Source organism: Sphingomonas sp. GW821-FHT09B04 (assembly GCF_059418285.1).
On the sequence record NZ_JBWKPO010000001.1, the window covers coordinates 1,085,908 to 1,103,377 of the forward strand.

General features: G+C 66.5%; 14 protein-coding genes and 1 pseudogene. 12 read left to right on the forward strand and 3 right to left on the reverse strand.

The features are described 5' to 3' along the window. Position 1 precedes the first annotated feature (1 nt). The 9 genes from AC07NK_RS05285 to paoC all read left to right on the forward strand — a co-directional run bounded on the left by AC07NK_RS05285 (position 2) and on the right by paoC (position 8,985). On the forward strand, positions 2-778 hold the full coding sequence (locus AC07NK_RS05285; protein WP_495169508.1) for an ABC transporter permease: 777 nt from the start codon (positions 2-4) through the stop codon (positions 776-778). A gap of 11 nt (positions 779-789) precedes the next feature. Then, positions 790-1,635 (forward strand): ABC transporter ATP-binding protein, encoded by an 846-nt coding sequence (locus AC07NK_RS05290; protein WP_495169509.1) that lies wholly within the window; start codon positions 790-792, stop codon positions 1,633-1,635. Then, positions 1,632-2,240, forward strand: a complete 609-nt coding sequence (locus AC07NK_RS05295) for a nitroreductase family protein (protein ID WP_495169510.1) — start codon at positions 1,632-1,634, stop codon at positions 2,238-2,240. Before AC07NK_RS05290 ends, AC07NK_RS05295 begins: the two co-directional genes overlap by 4 nt. After that, a complete protein-coding gene (locus tag AC07NK_RS05300) occupies positions 2,237-3,136 on the forward strand; it encodes an LLM class flavin-dependent oxidoreductase (protein ID WP_495169511.1) in 900 nt (299 codons plus the stop codon). Before AC07NK_RS05295 ends, AC07NK_RS05300 begins: the two co-directional genes overlap by 4 nt. 11 nt (positions 3,137-3,147) lie before the next feature. Further along, positions 3,148-4,311: an LLM class flavin-dependent oxidoreductase gene (locus tag AC07NK_RS05305; RefSeq protein WP_495169512.1), complete on the forward strand. Its 1,164-nt coding sequence runs from the start codon at positions 3,148-3,150 to the stop codon at positions 4,309-4,311. Between the two features lie 11 nt (positions 4,312-4,322). Then, a complete protein-coding gene (locus AC07NK_RS05310; RefSeq protein WP_495169513.1) occupies positions 4,323-5,027 on the forward strand; it encodes a class II aldolase/adducin family protein in 705 nt (234 codons plus the stop codon). A gap of 192 nt (positions 5,028-5,219) precedes the next feature. After that, positions 5,220-5,852 carry an aldehyde dehydrogenase iron-sulfur subunit PaoA gene (paoA, locus tag AC07NK_RS05315; protein WP_495169514.1) on the forward strand — a complete coding sequence of 211 codons (633 nt, stop codon included), beginning with the start codon at positions 5,220-5,222 and terminating at the stop codon, positions 5,850-5,852. Next, on the forward strand, positions 5,849-6,799 hold the full coding sequence (locus tag AC07NK_RS05320; protein WP_495169515.1) for an FAD binding domain-containing protein: 951 nt from the start codon (positions 5,849-5,851) through the stop codon (positions 6,797-6,799). Before paoA ends, AC07NK_RS05320 begins: the two co-directional genes overlap by 4 nt. Continuing rightward, the gene (gene paoC / locus AC07NK_RS05325; RefSeq protein ID WP_495169516.1) at positions 6,796-8,985 is read left to right on the forward strand and encodes an aldehyde oxidoreductase molybdenum-binding subunit PaoC; all 2,190 of its coding nucleotides are present in this window, start codon (positions 6,796-6,798) and stop codon (positions 8,983-8,985) included. The genes AC07NK_RS05320 and paoC overlap by 4 nt, the downstream gene beginning before the upstream one ends. A gap of 19 nt (positions 8,986-9,004) precedes the next feature. On the opposite strand, the gene AC07NK_RS05330 is transcribed toward paoC, so the two are convergent. The 3 genes from AC07NK_RS05330 to AC07NK_RS05340 form a co-directional block, all read right to left on the reverse strand. Continuing rightward, positions 9,005-10,603: a family 43 glycosylhydrolase gene (locus tag AC07NK_RS05330; RefSeq protein WP_495169517.1), complete on the reverse strand. Its 1,599-nt coding sequence runs from the start codon at positions 10,601-10,603 to the stop codon at positions 9,005-9,007. Positions 10,604-10,628: 25 nt separating this feature from the next. Continuing rightward, a complete protein-coding gene (locus AC07NK_RS05335; protein ID WP_495169518.1) occupies positions 10,629-11,576 on the reverse strand; it encodes an alpha/beta hydrolase in 948 nt (315 codons plus the stop codon). An 89-nt stretch (positions 11,577-11,665) separates the two neighbouring features. Further along, positions 11,666-14,488: a TonB-dependent receptor gene (locus AC07NK_RS05340; protein WP_495169519.1), complete on the reverse strand. Its 2,823-nt coding sequence runs from the start codon at positions 14,486-14,488 to the stop codon at positions 11,666-11,668. A gap of 299 nt (positions 14,489-14,787) precedes the next feature. Between AC07NK_RS05340 and AC07NK_RS05345 the strand changes: the two are divergent. The 3 genes and pseudogenes from AC07NK_RS05345 to AC07NK_RS05355 form a co-directional block, all read left to right on the forward strand. Further along, positions 14,788-15,489 (forward strand): annotated as a pseudogene (locus tag AC07NK_RS05345) (ThuA domain-containing protein); the annotation flags it as partial. Continuing rightward, positions 15,481-15,876, forward strand: coding sequence for a cupin domain-containing protein (locus AC07NK_RS05350; RefSeq protein WP_495169638.1), 396 nt, complete (start codon positions 15,481-15,483; stop codon positions 15,874-15,876). The pseudogene AC07NK_RS05345 and the gene AC07NK_RS05350, both read left to right, overlap by 9 nt. Next, positions 15,873-17,456 carry a pectate lyase gene (locus tag AC07NK_RS05355; RefSeq protein WP_495169520.1) on the forward strand — a complete coding sequence of 528 codons (1,584 nt, stop codon included), beginning with the start codon at positions 15,873-15,875 and terminating at the stop codon, positions 17,454-17,456. The genes AC07NK_RS05350 and AC07NK_RS05355 overlap by 4 nt, the downstream gene beginning before the upstream one ends. Positions 17,457-17,470: the final 14 nt, after the last annotated feature.

The following is a 17,470-nucleotide window of genomic DNA, read 5'->3' on the forward strand; positions in this document are numbered from 1 at the left end:
GATGGCGCGCCTCAACACACCCGCCGCCCGCATCCTGCTTGGCCTCGCCGTCCCGCTGCTGATCCTGTTCTGGTGGCAGGCCCAGTCGGCGCAGGGCGGGGCGCGTGCGCTCGCCTTCGTGCCCTTGCAGGATGTCGGCGCGACCCTCATGGCGCAGCTGTCGAGCGGCTTCCTGCTCAACGATGCCCTGGCCACCGTGTCGCGCGCGGTCACCGGGCTGCTGCTCGGCGGGCTGGTCGGCACTGCGCTTGGCGTGGCGATGGCGATGTCGCGGCCGCTCGATCGCGTCGTCGGGCCGCTCTATCACGCGGTGCGGCAGGTGCCGTTGCTCGGCTGGCTGCCGCTGATCGGGCTGTGGGTCGGCAATGGCGACGAAGCCAAGCTGCTGATCGTCGGCCTCGCCGCTTTCTATCCCACCGTGCTCAACAGCTATGAGGGCGTCCGCACGGTCGAGCGCCGCTATATCGAGGTCGCCGATATCTTCGGCTTTTCCGCGACGCAGCGCTTTGCCCATGTCCTGCTGCCCGCCGCGCTGCCGTCGATCCTCACCGGGGTAGCGCAGGCGCTCGCCTTCGCCTGGATCGCGACGATCGGGACCGAGATTCTGTTCGGTGCGGATGCCGGGCTCGGCGCGACGATGGGAGTCGCGCAGGCGCAGCAGCGGATGGACATTATCCTCGTCGCGATCCTCGCCGCCGCCTCGCTCGGCTTCACACTCCACTATTCGATCACCAGCCTGCGCAATCACTTGCTGCGCTGGCAGCCTGTCATCAACTGAAGGAGCCGGTCATGACTCTGCACACTCGCATCGATGCGCCGCCCGTCCCGATCGAAGCACCTGCAATCGGCGCGCTCGCCATATCGGGACTGTCCAAGGATTTCCGGATCGACGGTGCCGCGCTGCCGGTGCTCGACCGGATCGACCTCGACATCCGCGCGGGCGAGTTCGTCAGCATCGTCGGCGCCTCGGGCTGCGGCAAGTCGACGCTGTTGCGGCTGATTGCCGGACTCGACACCGACTATGCGGGCGAAATCCGGCTCGACGGCAAGCGCATCGCGGGCACCAGCCTCGACCGCGGACTGATCTTTCAGGACCATCGCCTGTTCCCCTGGCTCACGCTCGAGGAGAATATCGGGCTGGCGCTGCTCAACACCGACATTCCCAAGGCGCAGTGCCCGCGCATCGTGGCCGAGCATATCGCGCTGGTGAATTTGACCGGTTTCGAAAGGGCCTATCCGCACCAGCTGTCGGGCGGGATGGCGCAGCGTGCGGCGATCGCCCGTGCGCTGGTGACCGAGCCCAAGTTGCTGCTGCTCGACGAGCCATTGGGTGCGCTCGACGCGCTCACCCGCGTCCATGTTCAGCGCGAGCTGCAGCGCATCTGGATGGCGCAGCGCTCGACCATGGTGATGGTCACCCACGATGTCGAGGAAGCGGTCTATCTCGGCAATCGCGTCATCGTGATGGACGCCAAGCCCGGCCGCATTCGCCGTATCGTCGAGATTGACCTGCCCCATCCGCGCCAGCGATCCTCCCCGGTGGTGCATCGCATCCGCGACGAGATTCTCGCCGAACTCACCGGCCCACCTCCCGAAAATCTGGTGCACCTCCCGGTGCGCGAGGTACGGGCATGAGCCGCCGACCCGACCATCCCGTCGCGCCGGTGTTCGTCGATCGCTGGTCGCCGCGTAGCTTTTCGGGAGAACCGATTCCCGACGCCGCGTTACGCACCGCGTTCGAGGCTGCGCGTTGGGCACCCTCCGCCAATAACGGTCAGCCATGGCGCTTCATCGTGTCGCGCAACGGCGATGCGGCCTGGCCGGTTTTTCTAGGCCTGCTCGCCAAACGTAACCGCGAATGGGCGCAGCGCGCGTCGGCGCTGGTCGCGATCGCCTCGAACACGCTGATCGAGCGGCGCGGCGAGACGGTCCATAATGGCAGCCACAGTTTCGATACTGGTGCCGCCTGGGCCAATTTCGCACATCAGGCGCTGCTGCTCGGCTGGCACACCCACGGCATTGGCGGGTTCGACCGAGAAAGTGCGCGCATCACGCTTGCGATCCCCGATGACTACGCCGTCGAGACGATCGTGGCGATCGGCCGCCAGGGCACGCTCGACACGCTTCATGCCGATTTCCACGCGGGCGAGCAGCCCAGCGTGCGCCGCCCGCTCGCCGATTTCGTGTTCGAGGGCCGCTTCGGCGTGCCTGCCATTCCCCAGCAAAGGAACGCCGCATGACCATCAAATTCTACTGGCGGCTCGACCCCGCCGCCGAACCGCAGCGGGGTGAGCCCAGCGCCCGGCCCACCGCTGGTTTCCTTCCCCGCGACGTGCGCACGGTCGGACTGAACCGTTACGACTATTATGCACAGGTCGCGCGCGCCGCGGCGATCACCGGCTTCGACGGTTTGTTTGTCGCCTATCGCCCCGAGAGCGACGACAGCCAGATCGTCGCCGCGGCGATCGCGCGCACCGCCCCGCGCTTGCTGCTCGTGCCGGAATTCCCGAGCACGGTGGGCTCCGCTGTCTATGCCGCGAAGGAGGCGGTGAGCTTCCAGCGCGCGACGCACAACCGGCTCGGCTGGGCGATCGCGCCCGGTATCGATCCCGACGACAGCGCGCGTACCGCCGAGTTCCTGCACGTCGCGCGCGGGGTGCATGGCCAGAAGCCGTTCGATCATGAGGGCCGCTTCTTCGAAGTGAAGGGTGGGGGCTTCTCCGATCCGCTCGCGCGCGCGGCGTTCCCGCCGGTGTATCTGCAGGGTGACGACGAGGAAGCGTTGCAGCTCTCCGCCTACGTGGCCGACGTTCACCTGTTCGGCGACGCGCCGCTCGACGAGTTGCGCGGGCAGGTCGAGACGCTCGAACGCCTTGCGCTCGCTGCGGGTCGTGAGGTTGCCGCCGGGGTGCTCGTCACGATCACCGCACGCGAGACTGCGGAAGAAGCCGTCAGCGGCGTCGGCATCGCCGGGAGCTATGAAACCGTCGCGGAGCAGATCGCCACGCTGCACGCTGCCGGCATCACCCATTTCGTCCTGAACGCTTCGCCCTCGCTCGAGGAAGCCTATCGCATCGGCCAGTTCGTCCTGCCGCGAATTCGTGCCGCGCTGGGTGAACTGCGCACTGCCGCCTGAGGAGACTTATCATGTCGATCGATTTCTATTGGCGCCTGCCCACTCATGGCTGCCACGCCACCATCCGCCGCGGTTCCTATGACCGCGGCGACTGGTCTCCGCTTCAGGTTGGCAACCAGACGCCCGGCTTGACCGCTACGGGCGAGGACGACGGCTATCGCTATATCGACCATCTCGCCGAGATCGCGAAGGCGGCCGAGCTGTCGGGCTTCATCGGCGGGCTGATCCCGTCCTTTCCCAACACCGACGATCCGTGGACGATCTCGCCGCTGCTGGCGCGTGAGACCGAGACCTTCCGTTTCATGATCGCGTTCCAGCCGGGATTCCTCGACCCGGTCCATGCCGCGCGGCTCTCGGCCAGCCTGCAGCGCGCGACCGGCGGGCGCACGGTGTTCAACATCATCACCGGCGGCGGTGGCCCGTCGCAGCTGTGGTGGGGCGACAGCTTCGCGCATGACGACCGCTATGGCCGCACCACTGAGTTCCTCGACATCTTCCGCGGCGTGTGGGGCGGGCAGCCGTTCGACTATGACGGCCGCTTCTATCAGGTGAAGGGCGACCAGCTCTCGCCGCTGCTGGCGCGGGAGGAGGTGCCGGAAATCTGGTTCTCCGGCTCCTCAGATGCGGCGCTGCAATCGGCGGCGAAGCACGCGGATTACTATCTCTCCTGGCTCGAACCCTATGAGCAGATCACCGACAAGTTCGCGCGGGTGAAGGAGCGTACCGCGCAGCTCGGTGGCGAACAAAAATGCGCGATCCGCGTCGATCTTGTCGCCCGCCCGACCGAAGAGGAGGCGTGGCACGACATCCGCACCGGGTTCGAGAATGTCAGCGACGCGACGCGCGCCCAATGGCGCGGCCAGCCCACCGACTCGGTCGGCGCCTCGCGTCAGGCGGCGCTGCGCCCGACCGAGGCCAAGCGCTGGGACGAGCTGGTCGTCGGCAAGAATCTGTGGGGCGGCTTCAACCTGCTGCGCGGTGGTCCTGCGCTCGGCATCGTCGGCAGCTACGAGCAATGCGCCGAGCAGCTTGACGAGCTGATCGGCCGCGGCGCCGACGCCTTCATCCTCGCTGGCACCCCGCATCTCGAGGAAGCCTATCGCATCGGCGAGGAGGTGCTGCCCCTGCTCGGCCGCACCGCCGCCAGCACTTCATTGCTCGAAGCCGCCGAATAAGGAGACTCACTATGACCAAGCTCAATTCGACCATCACCGACTTCGCCGCCATCGCGATCCGTGACGCCGGCATCGCCTTCGGGGGGCTCGCCGCCACCGGTACCATCGCGCCGAGCGGCACCGTCAACTTCGTCGAGCGGGTACCCGGCGAAGAGGCGGTGGTGTCGATCGGCTATCCCGGCCCGTTCGCGCCGGATACGCAGCTCAAGCCGACCATTTACGCGCTCGACGGCGAAGTGCTGCAGGGGCCGCCCAACGCCAATCTCGGCGGCGGGCGATACCTGTCGATCTTTCAGGCGCATGCCGACATCACCACGGTGAGCCATGTCCACACCGTCTATCTCGGTGCTTGGTCGCAGAGCCACCGCGCACTGCCGATCCGTTATGTCCCGGTCCAGCGCTGGACCCGGGCGCGCGAGCTGCCGATCTATGTCGACCGGCGTCAGGGCGAGGCGAACTTCATCCTCGAGGTGCTCGACCGCGACCCGCAGGTGCCCGCGATCCTCGAGGCGAATGGCGGATCGACCGCCTGGGGCCGCAAGGGACTGCTCGCGCTGGCGAACTATATCGTCTTGCTCGAAGAAGGCGCGCGTTTCCAGGCGATCGCCGAGACGCTGGGCGGTGCCAAGGACTATGGCCCCGGCGTGCTCGAACAGCAGTGGAAGATGTCCGGCCTGCTCAAGCCCGACGAGACGCTGGCGGTCGCCGCCGAATAGTCCCGGCGTCAGCCGGCATGGATACGGCCCGGGGTGCCTCGTCGCCCCGGGCCGTTTTGCGTTCGTCGAAGTCCCTTGATCGTGGACAGGATAGGGCTGGCAGCCTTCTCCAACGCGTCCTATCCTCGCCACGCAAAATGGCGGCGTGAACCTTTCGCTCGTGCGGGGGTTCGTCACGGATGGAGGCGCGTGATGGGCAGCGACACGACGAGTGTCACGAGGCGCGGCGTTTTGGTGGGCGGCAGCGTCTGCGCGGCCGCGGCTGCAGTGCCGGTGACTGAGGCGCAGGCGGGGACACCGCAACCGGCGTCCGCGACGATGAAGGTCGCCATGACCGTCAACGGTGCGAAGCGCGAACTGGACCTCGATCCACGCACAACCTTGCTCGATGCGCTGCGCGAGCATTTGCATCTCAACGGCACCAAGAAGGGTTGCGACCACGGCCAGTGCGGCGCGTGCACCGTGATCGTCGATGGGCGGCGGATCAATTCGTGCCTGACCCTTGCGGTGATGCACGAGGGTGATCAGGTGACGACGATCGAAGGACTGGGCCAGCCCGGCAAGCTGCATCCGATGCAGGCCGCCTTCGTCAAGCATGATGGCTATCAATGCGGCTATTGCACTCCGGGCCAGATCTGCTCGGCGGTGGCGGTGCTCGACGAGATCCGCGCGGGTATCCCGAGCCATGCGACGGCCGATCTCGACGCGCGGCCGCGTGCGACCAACGACGAGATGCGTGAGCGGATGAGCGGCAACCTGTGCCGCTGCGGCGCCTATTCCAACATCCTCGATGCGATGACCGAAGTCGCCGGGAGGCGCGCATGAAGCCCTTCACTTATGAGCGGGTGAGCAGCCCGGCCGAGGCCGCGGCGGCGGCTGCGCGGACACAAGGATCGCGGTTCATTGCGGGCGGCACCAATTTGCTCGACCTGATGAAGCTTCAGATCGAGACGCCGGCGCACCTGATCGACGTCAACGGCGTCGGGCTCGATCGCATCGAGGCGACGCCGGAAGGCGGGTTGCGTATCGGCGCGCTGGTCCGCAACACCGACCTCGCCGCCGACAAGCGCGTGCGCAAGGACTATGCGGTACTAAGCCGCGCTTTGCTCGCTGGCGCGTCAGGGCAATTGCGCAATAAGGCGACGACCGCGGGCAATCTGCTCCAGCGGACGCGCTGCCCTTATTTCTATGACACGCACCAGCCGTGCAACAAGCGCAAGCCAGGAACCGGCTGTGCCGCGATCGGCGGGTTCAGCCGCCCGCTTGGGGTGATCGGGATCAGCGACGCCTGCATCGCGACGCACCCCAGCGACATGGCGGTGGCCATGCGCGCGCTCGACGCGACGGTGGAGAGCGTGAAGCCTGATGGGAGCGCACGCACGACGCCGCTGGCCAACTTTCACGTTCTGCCCGGCGACACGCCGCATATCGAGACGGCGCTCGAGCCGGGTGAACTGATCACGGCGGTGACCCTGCCGGCGCCGATCGGCGGCACCCATGTCTATCACAAGGTACGCGACCGCGCGTCCTATGCCTTCGCGCTGGTTTCGGTGGCGGCGGTCGTGCAGCGCGACGGCAGCGGACGCGTTGCGGTTGGCGGGGTCGCGCCGAAGCCGTGGCGGGTCGAGGCGGCCGAGCGCGCGCTGGCGCAGGGCGCCAAAGCGGTGACCGAGATCCTGATGGCCGGCGCGCAGCCCAGGCCGGACAATGCGTTCAAGGTGACGCTGGTCGAGCGCACGCTCGGCGCGGTGCTGGCGGGAGCGAAATCATGAAGTTCGACACCCCCGCAGGCGCGAACCCGATCGATCAGCTCAAGGTGGTGGGCAAGCCCGCCGACCGGATCGAAGGTCCGCTCAAGACCACGGGCACCGCGCCCTATGCCTATGAGCAGCCCGCGCCCAACGCTGCCTATGGTTTTGTCGTGGGGTCGGCGATCGCCAAGGGGCGCATCGCGAGCATGAACCTGGCCGAAGCGAAGGCCGCGCCCGGCGTGCTCGCCATCGTGACGGCGGAGAATGCCGGCAAGCTCGAGAAGGGCAATTTCAACACCGCGCTTCTGCTCGGCGGGCCGGAGGTCCAGCACTATCATCAGGCCGTCGCGCTGGTCGTCGCCGAAACCTTCGAGCAGGCACGCGCCGCCGCCGCGCTGGTGCGGGTCGATTACACCCGCGGCAAGGGCGCGTTCGACCTCCACGCCGAGAAGGATCGCGCTCAGCCCAGCCGCGAACAGGCGGACCTCAAGGTCGGCGATTTCGACGCGGCCTTCGCCTCGGCACCGGTGACGATCGATGCGACCTATCACACCCCCGATCAGGCGCATGCGATGATGGAGCCGCACGCGACGATCGCGGCATGGGAGGGCGACCAGCTGACCTTGTGGACGTCGAACCAGATGATCAACTGGGGCAGGGGCGATGTCGCGCGCACGCTCGGCATCCCGCGTGAGAAGGTGCGGCTGATCTCGCCCTATATCGGCGGCGGGTTCGGCGGGAAGCTGTTCGTCCGCGCCGACGCGGTCCTCGCCGCGCTCGGTGCGAAACAGGCCGGGCGACCGGTCAAGGTCGCGCTGCAACGTCCGCTGATGTTCAACAACACCCCGCATCGCCCGGCGACGATCCAGCGCATCCGCATCGGCGCAGGCAAGGATGGCAAGATCACCGCGATCGGGCATGAGAACTGGTCGGGCGACCTGCCCGGCGGCGGGATCGAGAACGGCGTGCAGCAGACGCGGTTCCTCTATGCCGGTGAGAACCGCATGCTCCAGTGCCGCCTCGCGGTGCTCGACCTGCCCGAGGGCAATGCCATGCGTGCGCCGGGCGAGGCACCGGGGATGATGGCACTCGAGGTCGCGATCGACGAGATCGCCGAGAAACTGGGCATGGACCCGGTCGCGTTCCGCATTCTCAACGACACGCAGGTGGTGCCGGAGAACCCGCCCAAGCCCTTCTCGCAGCGCCAGCTCGTCGAATGCCTGAAGCTGGGTGCGGAGAAATTCGGCTGGGCCAACCGGCCGATGAAGCCCGCAAGCCGTCGTGACGGCATGTGGCTGGTCGGGATGGGCGTCGCCGCGGGCTTCCGTAACGCGCCGACGATGAAGTCGGGCGCGCGCGTGCGGCTGAGCGCGGACGGGCGCATCGTGGTCGAGACCGACATGACCGATATTGGCACCGGCAGTTACACGATCATCGCGCAGACCGCGGCGGAGATGATGGGCGTGCCGCTCGACCGGGTCGAGGTCCGGCTGGGCGATTCCACCTTTCCGGTCGCGGCTGGATCGGGCGGGCAATGGGGTGCGGCGAGTTCGACCTCGGGTGTCTTCGCGGCGTGCAACAAGCTGCGCGAGACCGTCGCAAAGAAGCTCGGTCTCGATCCCGCGGCGGCGACCTTCAGCGGGGGCAAGGTCCGCGCTGGCAAGCGCAGCGTTGCGCTGGGCGACGCGGCGCGGGACGGCGAGCTGGTGGTCGAGGATGCGATCGAGTTCGGCGATCTTGGCCGCCGCTACCAGCAATCGACCTTTGCCGGCCATTTCGTCGAGGCGGCGGTGCATGCCTATACCGGCGAGATCCGCATTCGCCGCATGCTCGCGGTGTGCGCCGCCGGGCGCATCCTCAACCCCAAGACGGCGCGCAGCCAGGTGATCGGCGCGATGACGATGGCGGCGGGCGGCGCGATCATGGAGGAGCTGGCGGTCGACAAGCGCTTCGGCTTCTTCGTCAACCACGACCTCGCCGGATACGAAGTGCCGGTGCATGCCGACATCCCGCATCAGGAATGCATCTTCCTAGACGAGGTCGATCCGCTCGCCTCGCCGATGAAGGCCAAGGGCGTGGGCGAGCTGGGCATTTGCGGGGTCGCGGCGGCGGTCGCAAACGCGGTCTACAACGCGACCGGCGTGCGCGTGCGTAACTATCCGGTCACGCTCGACAAGTTCCTCGACCGGCTGCCGGCGGTGGTCTGAGTCACCGTCGCTCCGGCGTTCAGGCCAGTGCCTCGAATCTGAAGTCGGTAAACTTTGCCTCACCTTCGCCCGCCGAATAGAGGCCGGGGCGGAGCATCAGGAAACCGCCGCGGACATTGTGGTGGTAACCCGACACCTCCATCCCGCGGTCGAAGCGCGCCCACGTCTTTCCGCCGTCGCTCGACGTGTCGAAGGTGACGATATGGCGGTTGTTGGTGACGCGCATCCGCATCCTGCGCCCGTGCGGATTAGCGGGGCGGCCGCGCTCGATGCCGTATTGGTGGGTGACGAAGCGCTTCTCGTCGAAGCCGAGACCGCAATAGAGCTTCTCGTCATAGAAGAGGATCAGTCCGGCGGTGCCGCCCGGCGCGATCTCGATATCGCATTCGAAGCGATAGGCTGTGTCGCCGGCGATCAGCAGCAGCGGAGAAGAGGTCGACGGCGCGACACCGCGGCCCTTGAGTATCAGCGATCCGTTCTCGACCCGGGTGCGGCTGCGCTCATCGGCGGCGGGCTTGAAGAAATTCCATTTGGTGCCGAGGGCGAGTGTCGTGAAATCGTCCGACAGTGCCATGCCGTGCGGCCCGGCCTTCTCCCCGCCTTTGGGCTTGGCGATCGGCTGGGAAAGGTCGTCGCCCTTCATCCGGAACCAGCCATCGGCGGTCCATTCGACCGGGTCGAGCAGTGCCTGTCGCCCGAGCGTCCAGTATCCGTTCTCGAAGCCGTGATAGACCGCCCACCAGCCGCCGTCCGGCCCTTCGACCAAAGTCGCATGACCGCGCGACCACCATTTTTCGTCGAGCGAGGTGGTGCGCACCAGCGGGTTATGCGGGCAATTCTCCCATGGTCCGTGGATCGACCGCGAGCGCGCGACGATCACCATATGGCCGGTCGGCGGCCCCGCGGTGCCACCCACGGCGGTGATCATGTAGAACCAGCCATTGTGGCGGGTGATCTTGGGACCCTCGGGCGCGAATCCCTCGACTACCCAGTCGCTCGGGTAGCGCCACGGATCATAAACATGTTCGGGTTCGCCGATGCGGCTGAGGCCGTCTTCGGACAGACGCACGCGGTCGCCGCCCGACAAGAACAGCCAGCGCGACCCGTCCTCGCCCACGGCATGGCCGGGATCGATATGGTCGGGGAGCTTCAGATCGACCGGTTCGCTCCACGGCCCCTCGATCCGGTCGGCCCAGATCACCCAGCTGGTCGTCGGGTTCTTGGTCGGGATGTAGAGATAGAAGCGGCCCTTGTGCTTGCACAGCTCGGGTGCCCAGACCGTGCCGATATTGGTGGTCAGCGCGGCGGTGATCGGGCGCCAGTTGATCAGGTCGCGCGAGTGCCAGATGACCAGACCCGGATAGGAATCGAAGGTCGAGAAGGTCATGTAATAGTCCTTCCCGTCCTTGAGAATCGTCGGATCGGGATGGTCTCCCGCCATCAGCGGGTTGAGGAAACGCCCGTCGCCCAGATCGGGAATGCGCTGATTGTCGAAGCCGCGCTTCCAGTCGGGCGCAGGTTGCTTCGCCGTCGCCGCACGCGCAGCGGCGGCCGGGCTGAGGGCGGTAGCGCTACCAGCAAAGGCGGCGCCCATGATGTCGCGGCGGTTCAGACGCATCCTGCGATCCTTAATTGCATAACGGTCAGATGAGGAGGCCCCGGGCCCATTCGACGAACAGGTCGGGCCAGGCCGCGACCGGCTTGCCCGGGGTGCCGCGCAGCCCGAAGCCATGACCGCCGCGCGCGAACAGGTGCGTTTCGACCGGAATCCCTTTCGCGCGCAGCGCTGCGCGCAGGAGGATGGCGTTCTCGACCGGGACCGTCGCATCGTCCTCAGCATGAAGCAGGAAGACGGGCGGGGCGTCGGTGGGGACGTTGAGGTGCGGTGAATGCGCACGTTCCAATGCGGGGAGCGCGTTCTTGCCGACGAGCTTCTCGCGCGATCCGGGATGCGCTTCGGGCGCGATCATGCTGACCACCGGATAGATCGGGGCGGCGGCAATTGGACGTGCGGACAGCGCATCGGCGGCATCGACGGGGGCGTAGGTGCGGACGGCGAAGCGGGTGAGCAGGTCGGCGCAGAGGTGCCCGCCCGCGGAAAAGCCCATCGCGGCGATGCGCTCGGGATCGATGCCATAATCACGGGCGCGGTGGCGGATCAGCCGCATCGCGCGCTGCGCGTCGGACAGTGCGACATTGGGTCCCGCGGCCCAGCCTTCGCCGGGCAGGCGGTAGAAGAGGACGAAGACGGTGAAGCCATGCGCCGACAACCAGCGGCCGAGCTCATAGCCTTCCTTGTCGACGACGATGCGGGTGTAGCCGCCGCCCGGCGCAATCATCACCGCGGCGCCGTTGGGCCGCGCGGGGCGGAATACGGCCATGCGTGGGCGCACGACGCCGGTCACCGCGCGGTCGGCCAAATTCGGATCGGTGCTGCGTTCGACGACGGTTTCGACCGGTGGCGTGGTGGGCATGCCCGGGGCGCCGCTCGGCCACAGGTCGATGGTCTCGGTCGGGTCGGGCGCGCGTGCCGGCCCCGGCTTTCCGGTGGCCGGCGGCGCAGTCTGGCCGAAGGCGGCGGAAGCGAACACCGCCCCGCCGCCCGCAGCCGCAAGGAAAGTACGGCGGCCGGGTTGCCGGGGTGTCCCTGCATCCCGGCCGTCGATACCCCCTCTCTCGGTCACATCTTGAACCGGGCGCCGACCAGGATGGTGCGGCCGAAATGATTGTTCTCGTAATTGCGGCGCGTGTTCACGTCATTCCAGCGCTCGCGATACGCATCGGTGAGGTTGGTGCCTTCGATCGACAGCTCGAGCTGGTCGGTCAGTTTGTAGCGAACCGAGGCATCGACATTGGTGATCGCCTCATAGCCCTCGAAGATATTGCCAGTCGCCGAGCCGGCATCCGTGAAGGGGCCGCGGTAGCTGACCGATGCGCGCGCGCTGAACTTGCTGTCCTCATAATAGAGGGTCGCGTTGTACTGGCGCTTGGACAGGCCATAGAGCGTTGAGTCATACGGTGCCGAGGGCAGGGCGCCGCCCGGCGTCGTCGCGGGACCCTGTTGGGTATAGATCGCGTTCGAGTCGATGAAGGTGGCGTTCACGATCCCGCCGAAGTTCGACAGGAAGCCGGGCAGGAACTTGAAGGGCGCCTGGATCGCGACCTCAACTCCCTTGACCGATGCACCGGTACCGTTGCCGGTGGTCGAGATCGTCCAGATCGGCTGCGACAGTTGCGCCGGGTTGAGCGCGGCTGGAGAGGAGGGCACCAGCACCGATGGCGAAAGCCCGGTCTCGGTGAAAGTACCGGTCCGAGTGATCGCCACCGGGAAGCTGGCGATGTCCTTCTTGAACAACCCGACCGAGACGATCGACTGGGGCGCGAAATACCATTCGAGCGCCACGTCGAAATTGGTCGCGCGGAACGGTTCGAGGAACGGGTTCCCGCTGGTGATGCGATAGTTGAAGCCGTCGGCGGTGCCCCCTGGAGTCAGGTTGCCGAGCGCCGGACGGGTCAGCACCTTGGCGATGGCGCCGCGGATGATGACGTTCTTTGCGGGGTAGAGCGCGAGGTTGAACGAGGGCAGCCAGTCCTCATAGTCGCGCTTCACCGTCACGACGACATTGCTGTTGATGCCGTAGGAGGACTGGTCGGTCTTCACATAGCGGATGCCCGCGTTGAGCGCATAGTCGAGGCCGAGCAGATTGCCCTTGGCGTCGAACTGGAGATAGACTCCCTTGGTCTCTTCGCGCACGCCGCGATTGTTGCCGACATCGAGACGCGCGGTGCGACCATAGAGGTTGGTGAACGCCGTCGTCGCATCCAGGTTCGGGATCAGCCACGATGTCGTGGTTCCCGCGGGGGAGTCGGCGCCGTGCAGGTTGAAGACCTCCGACAGCGCCGATGTCACCGGGAAGCCGTAAATCGCCGTTGGACCGAATGCCGACGAGGCGGAACAGGTGGTCGTGCCCAGCACCAGATCGACGCCGCCATTGCCGCAAACCGCGGTGTCGCGCGTGAAGGCGGTGATGTCATAGTCGTACCGCCGCCATACGCCGCCGACCTTGACGGTGAGGCCTTCGGTCACGTCCCATTCGGTACGCAGCTGCGCGGTCTTGAACTGGTTGACCACATCCGATGGCCGGTCGCGGATCTCGGCAAGCTGGAAGTTGGCGGGGTTGGTGACACTGGTCCCGAAGGTCAGCGTCGGGAACATCGGATCGCGATAGTCGTAGCTGTAGCCCTGCGCGTCGCGGTCGTCGAACACCACCGTGGTCTCGACGGGCACCGAGGCATCCGACTTCGAATAACCGCCCAGCAAGGTGAAGCGGAAGCTGTCGGAGACATCCTGATCCCAGCTGCCGCCGATCTGATAGAATTCGGTCTGGCTCTTGCGGAAGAAATGCTCGGTCCGCACCCACGCGTCGTTGAGCGTGGCCGCGATCATGTTGTTGCTGCTGTCGTAGACCGGATTGACGACGTTGATCGAACGCTCGTTCGAGCGCAGCAGCACCTCGCCCCATTTCTCGCGGCGGTCGGCCTTGAACTTGGAATAGAGGCCGTCGATCGAGACCTTGGTTGCGTCCGATGGCGACCACTGGATACTGCCGGTCAGGCCGAGCCGTTCGCGCGAATGGGTGATCTCGCCATAGCGCGGGATGCGCGGATGGAACGAGGTCGCGGCGCGGTCGCACGCGGTGCTCGGAACATAGGTGCCGCCGCTGTTCTGCGTGGTCCAGCAATTGACGCCGTCGACCGCGTCGAAGCGTGCCTGAGCCCAGCGTACGGTGTTGTTGCCGATCTCCTGTGTCCTGGTCTTCTGGTATGCGGCAGAGACCGATGCGCCGATCGTGCCGTCGGGCGACTTCCAGCTTAGCAGGCCGGCCACGCGCGGCCCCCAGGTATCGGACAGGTCGTTGTAGCTGCCCTGTCCCGAGATGGCGAAGGTCAGGCCGTCTTTGCCCTTGAGCGGATTGCCGGTGTTGAGATCGACCACCGCGCCGAGCGAGCCTTCATCAAGGTCTGCCGATGCGGTCTTGTGGACGACGATCGAGCTGAACAGCTCGGACGCGAAGACGTTGAAGTCAAACGCGCGATCGCGATTGGCTGCAGCGCCGTCGGACGAAGTGGTGATCGTCTCGAGCCCATTCACGCGGACGCGGGTGAATTGCGAGGGCAGGCCGCGTACGGTGATCGAGCGGCCCTCGCCACCATCGCGCTGGATCGCGATGCCGGGGATGCGCTGAAGCGATTCGGCCAGGTTCTGGTCGGGGAATTTGGCGATGTCCTCGGCGACGATGGCATCGACCGCGGCGACCGAATCGCGCTTCACGCTAAGCGCGGCGTCGAGCGAGGCGCGGAAGCCCGAGACGACGACCTCTTCGGTTTCCTCGGTCGCTGACCCGGCGGACTGCGTGTCCTGCGCCTGAGCGGCGGTAGCGATAACAAAGGCCGAGGCGGCGGCGAGCAGCCGCGCCTCCCGGCGGCGTAGAATGACGCGCATGAAACTTCCCCTCTCAATCGGTGTCAGATGACACCGGTGGCTTTTCAGCGCCCGCTACCGTGAGGCAACGGGCAAAATTGACGTTCGGGAGGGGTGCTTTGCCGCGATTCGTGACCGAATCCGCGTGATCCTCCCGTTTTCGCCGCTTTTCGCGGTCTCGCACCGGCAATTTTCTGCTTGAGAAACCGGTGTCATTGGCACATTGTTCGCGAACGGCGCCCGTGTCAAGAAGGCGCTTCGAAGCACGATTACGGGGTGCCGTTCCCGATCGGCGGTGAGAGAGGAATGCCGGAATGCGCATGATTCTGCTGATTCTGGGCTCGCTGCTGCTCGGCGCCGCTGCGCCGCCTCCGCCAGCGGTGCTGATTTTCAGCCACACCACGGGGTTCCGCCACGCTTCGATCGAACCGGCGATCGCGGCGATCACGACGGCGGCGAAGACGCGAGGCTATGCCGTTTCGGCGAGCGAAGACCCGGCGCTGTTCGATGACGCCGCCAGGCTCAAGGGGTTCAAGGCGATCGTGCTGGTCAGCACGACGACCAGGCCCAAGGACCCGGCGAGCGAATGGCTGACCGGTGCCCGGCGCGACGCGCTGCAGGCGTTCGTGCGCGGGGGTGGTGGAATCGTCGGCATCCACGGTGCGGCGGATTCGCATTATGGCTGGGACTGGTATGGCCGGATGATCGGCGCGCGCTTTGCCCGGCATCCCGAGGGGACGCCGAAGGGCGCGCTGACCCGGGCCGAGCTGGATCACCCGTCGATCCGCGACCTGCCTATGTCGTTCGAAGCGGTCGACGAATGGTATTGGTTCGACGACCTCGACCCACGGCTGCGCCCGCTGCTGCTGCTCGACCCCGCGTCGATCGGCGAGAAGGGGGCGAACCCGCGCCCGATCGCGTGGGCGCATGACTTCGAGGGCGGGCGGGTGTTCTACACCGCGCTCGGCCACACGCCCGAGGCGTGGTCCGATCCGCGCATTGTCGGTCACGTGATGGGCGGGCTCGACTGGACGATCGGCCGTGGCGCGCGACCGATGGTGGTGATCGACGAGGCTGCGAAGCAGCGCGACGAACCCACCCCGCACGGCAAGATCGGGATGAGCACCGCATGGCGCATCACCGACGGCGTACCCGGCCGGATGATGGAATATCGCAAGCGCGCGCTTCACCCCGGCTCGGCGATCGGCGTCCACCCGATCGATCATGACGAAGTCTATGCCGTGGTCTCCGGCGAGGGTGAGGTCGTCTCTGATGGCGCCACCGCTAAACTCAAGCCCGGCATGACCGCCTATCTCTACACCGGGGCGCAGGTCGGCATCCGCCAGACCGGCGCCGCGCCGCTCGTCCTCATCATCAGCTATCCGCTCGAGAAGGTTCCCCAGAAATGATCTCACGCCGCACCCTGCTCGCCGCGTCGGCGACGCTCGCGCTCACTCCCGGCACGGCGTTGTCGCAGACCGTGTCGAAGGGCGAGGTGGCGGAAACGATGAAGCGGGCGACGCGCTTCATGGTCGAGAAACTGGCCTATCGCGGCGGCTATCTCTGGTCCTACCTTCCCGACCGGTCGCGGGTGTGGGGCGAGATCGAAGCGTACAAGACGATGGTGTGGGTGCAGCCACCCGGCACCGCGACCATGGGGCACCTCTATCTCGACGCCTACAGCGCCACCGGCGACGATTACTATTATCAGGCCGCGGCCAAGGCGGCAGAGGCGCTGATCGCCGGGCAATTGCCCAAGGGCGGCTGGGGCTATTTCATCGACTTCGGCGGCCCGGCCTCGACCAAGCGCTGGTACGACACGATCGGCAAGAACGCGTGGCGCATGGAGGAATTCCAGCACCATTGGGGCAACGCGACCTTCGACGATCAGGGTACCGGCGAAGCGATCCGACTGCTGATCCGCATCTATGCCGAAAAGCGCGAGACGCGGTTCAAGGCCGGGCTCGACAAGGCGATCAATTTCATCTTCGCGAGCCAGCTGCCCAATGGCGGCTGGCCCCAGCGTTGGCCACGCGTCCCCGATGGCGGGCTGCACGGGCACCCCGACTATACCGGCCTGATCACCTTCAACGACGGGGTGATCCACGACAATATCGACGTGCTGCTGACCTATCATCAGGCGATCGGCGATCCGCGCATCCTGCCCGCGATCCGGCGCGCGATGGACATCTACCTCAAGACCCAGCAACCCATGCCGCAGGCGGGCTGGGGCTTGCAGCACACGATGGACCTCAAGCCCGCGGGCGCACGCACCTATGAGCCCAAAGCGCTGGTGACGCACACCACCGCGTCGAACATCGAGCAGCTGATGAACTTCTACCGCCTGACCGGCGATGCGAAGTATCTGGCACCGATCCCCGCAGCGCTCGACTGGCTGGAGAGCGTGCGGCTGCCCGCCGACTTGCAGAAGGGCGGGCGGCAATTCCCGACTTTTGTCGAGATCGGTACCAACAAGCCGCTCTGGGTGCATCGCCGCGGATCGAACGTCGTGAACGGCGAATATTATGCCGACTATGACCCCGAGCACACGATCGGCCACTATAACGCCCGCCGCTCGATCGATACCGCCAAGCTGCGGCAGGACTATGAGGCGCTCAAGGCGATTCCGGGCGGGGTCGCGTCGAAGGAGTCGCCGCTGCTGAAGGGGCGCCAGCCGCTTGCCAAATACTGGCTTGCCGCGGTCGAGCCGGGATCGGACAAGAATGTCTCCGGCGGCAAGGACGCGAGGGCGCTGGTCGGATCGCTCAATGCCGAGGGGTGGTGGCCGACCCAGCTCAAGGCGATGAGCCATCCCTACACCGGCCCGGGATCGAAGACTGTCGCGCCGGGCGATTTCCGTTCGACCGATGTCGGCGACATCACCGACACCTCGCCCTTCGACGTCGAGAACGGCCCGATCGGCATCTCGACAGGCACCTATATAGATCATATGATCACACTAATAGGCGCGCTCCGGAGCGCCACATGACATAAGGAGGTGGC

What these genes read in the sequence shown, in the direction of transcription:
- AC07NK_RS05285 (WP_495169508.1), top strand. Translation starts at nt 2, where the DNA reads ATGGCGCGCCTCAACACACCCGCCGCCCGCATCCTGCTTGGCCTCGCC.
- AC07NK_RS05290 (WP_495169509.1), top strand. Translation starts at nt 790, where the DNA reads ATGACTCTGCACACTCGCATCGATGCGCCGCCCGTCCCGATCGAAGCA.
- AC07NK_RS05295 (WP_495169510.1), top strand. Translation starts at nt 1,632, where the DNA reads ATGAGCCGCCGACCCGACCATCCCGTCGCGCCGGTGTTCGTCGATCGC.
- AC07NK_RS05300 (WP_495169511.1), top strand. Translation starts at nt 2,237, where the DNA reads ATGACCATCAAATTCTACTGGCGGCTCGACCCCGCCGCCGAACCGCAG.
- AC07NK_RS05305 (WP_495169512.1), top strand. Translation starts at nt 3,148, where the DNA reads ATGTCGATCGATTTCTATTGGCGCCTGCCCACTCATGGCTGCCACGCC.
- AC07NK_RS05310 (WP_495169513.1), top strand. Translation starts at nt 4,323, where the DNA reads ATGACCAAGCTCAATTCGACCATCACCGACTTCGCCGCCATCGCGATC.
- paoA (WP_495169514.1), top strand. Translation starts at nt 5,220, where the DNA reads ATGGGCAGCGACACGACGAGTGTCACGAGGCGCGGCGTTTTGGTGGGC.
- AC07NK_RS05320 (WP_495169515.1), top strand. Translation starts at nt 5,849, where the DNA reads ATGAAGCCCTTCACTTATGAGCGGGTGAGCAGCCCGGCCGAGGCCGCG.
- paoC (WP_495169516.1), top strand. Translation starts at nt 6,796, where the DNA reads ATGAAGTTCGACACCCCCGCAGGCGCGAACCCGATCGATCAGCTCAAG.
- AC07NK_RS05330 (WP_495169517.1), bottom strand. Translation starts at nt 10,603, where the DNA reads ATGCGTCTGAACCGCCGCGACATCATGGGCGCCGCCTTTGCTGGTAGC.
- AC07NK_RS05340 (WP_495169519.1), bottom strand. Translation starts at nt 14,488, where the DNA reads ATGCGCGTCATTCTACGCCGCCGGGAGGCGCGGCTGCTCGCCGCCGCC.
- AC07NK_RS05350 (WP_495169638.1), top strand. Translation starts at nt 15,481, where the DNA reads ATGGGCGGGCTCGACTGGACGATCGGCCGTGGCGCGCGACCGATGGTG.
- AC07NK_RS05355 (WP_495169520.1), top strand. Translation starts at nt 15,873, where the DNA reads ATGATCTCACGCCGCACCCTGCTCGCCGCGTCGGCGACGCTCGCGCTC.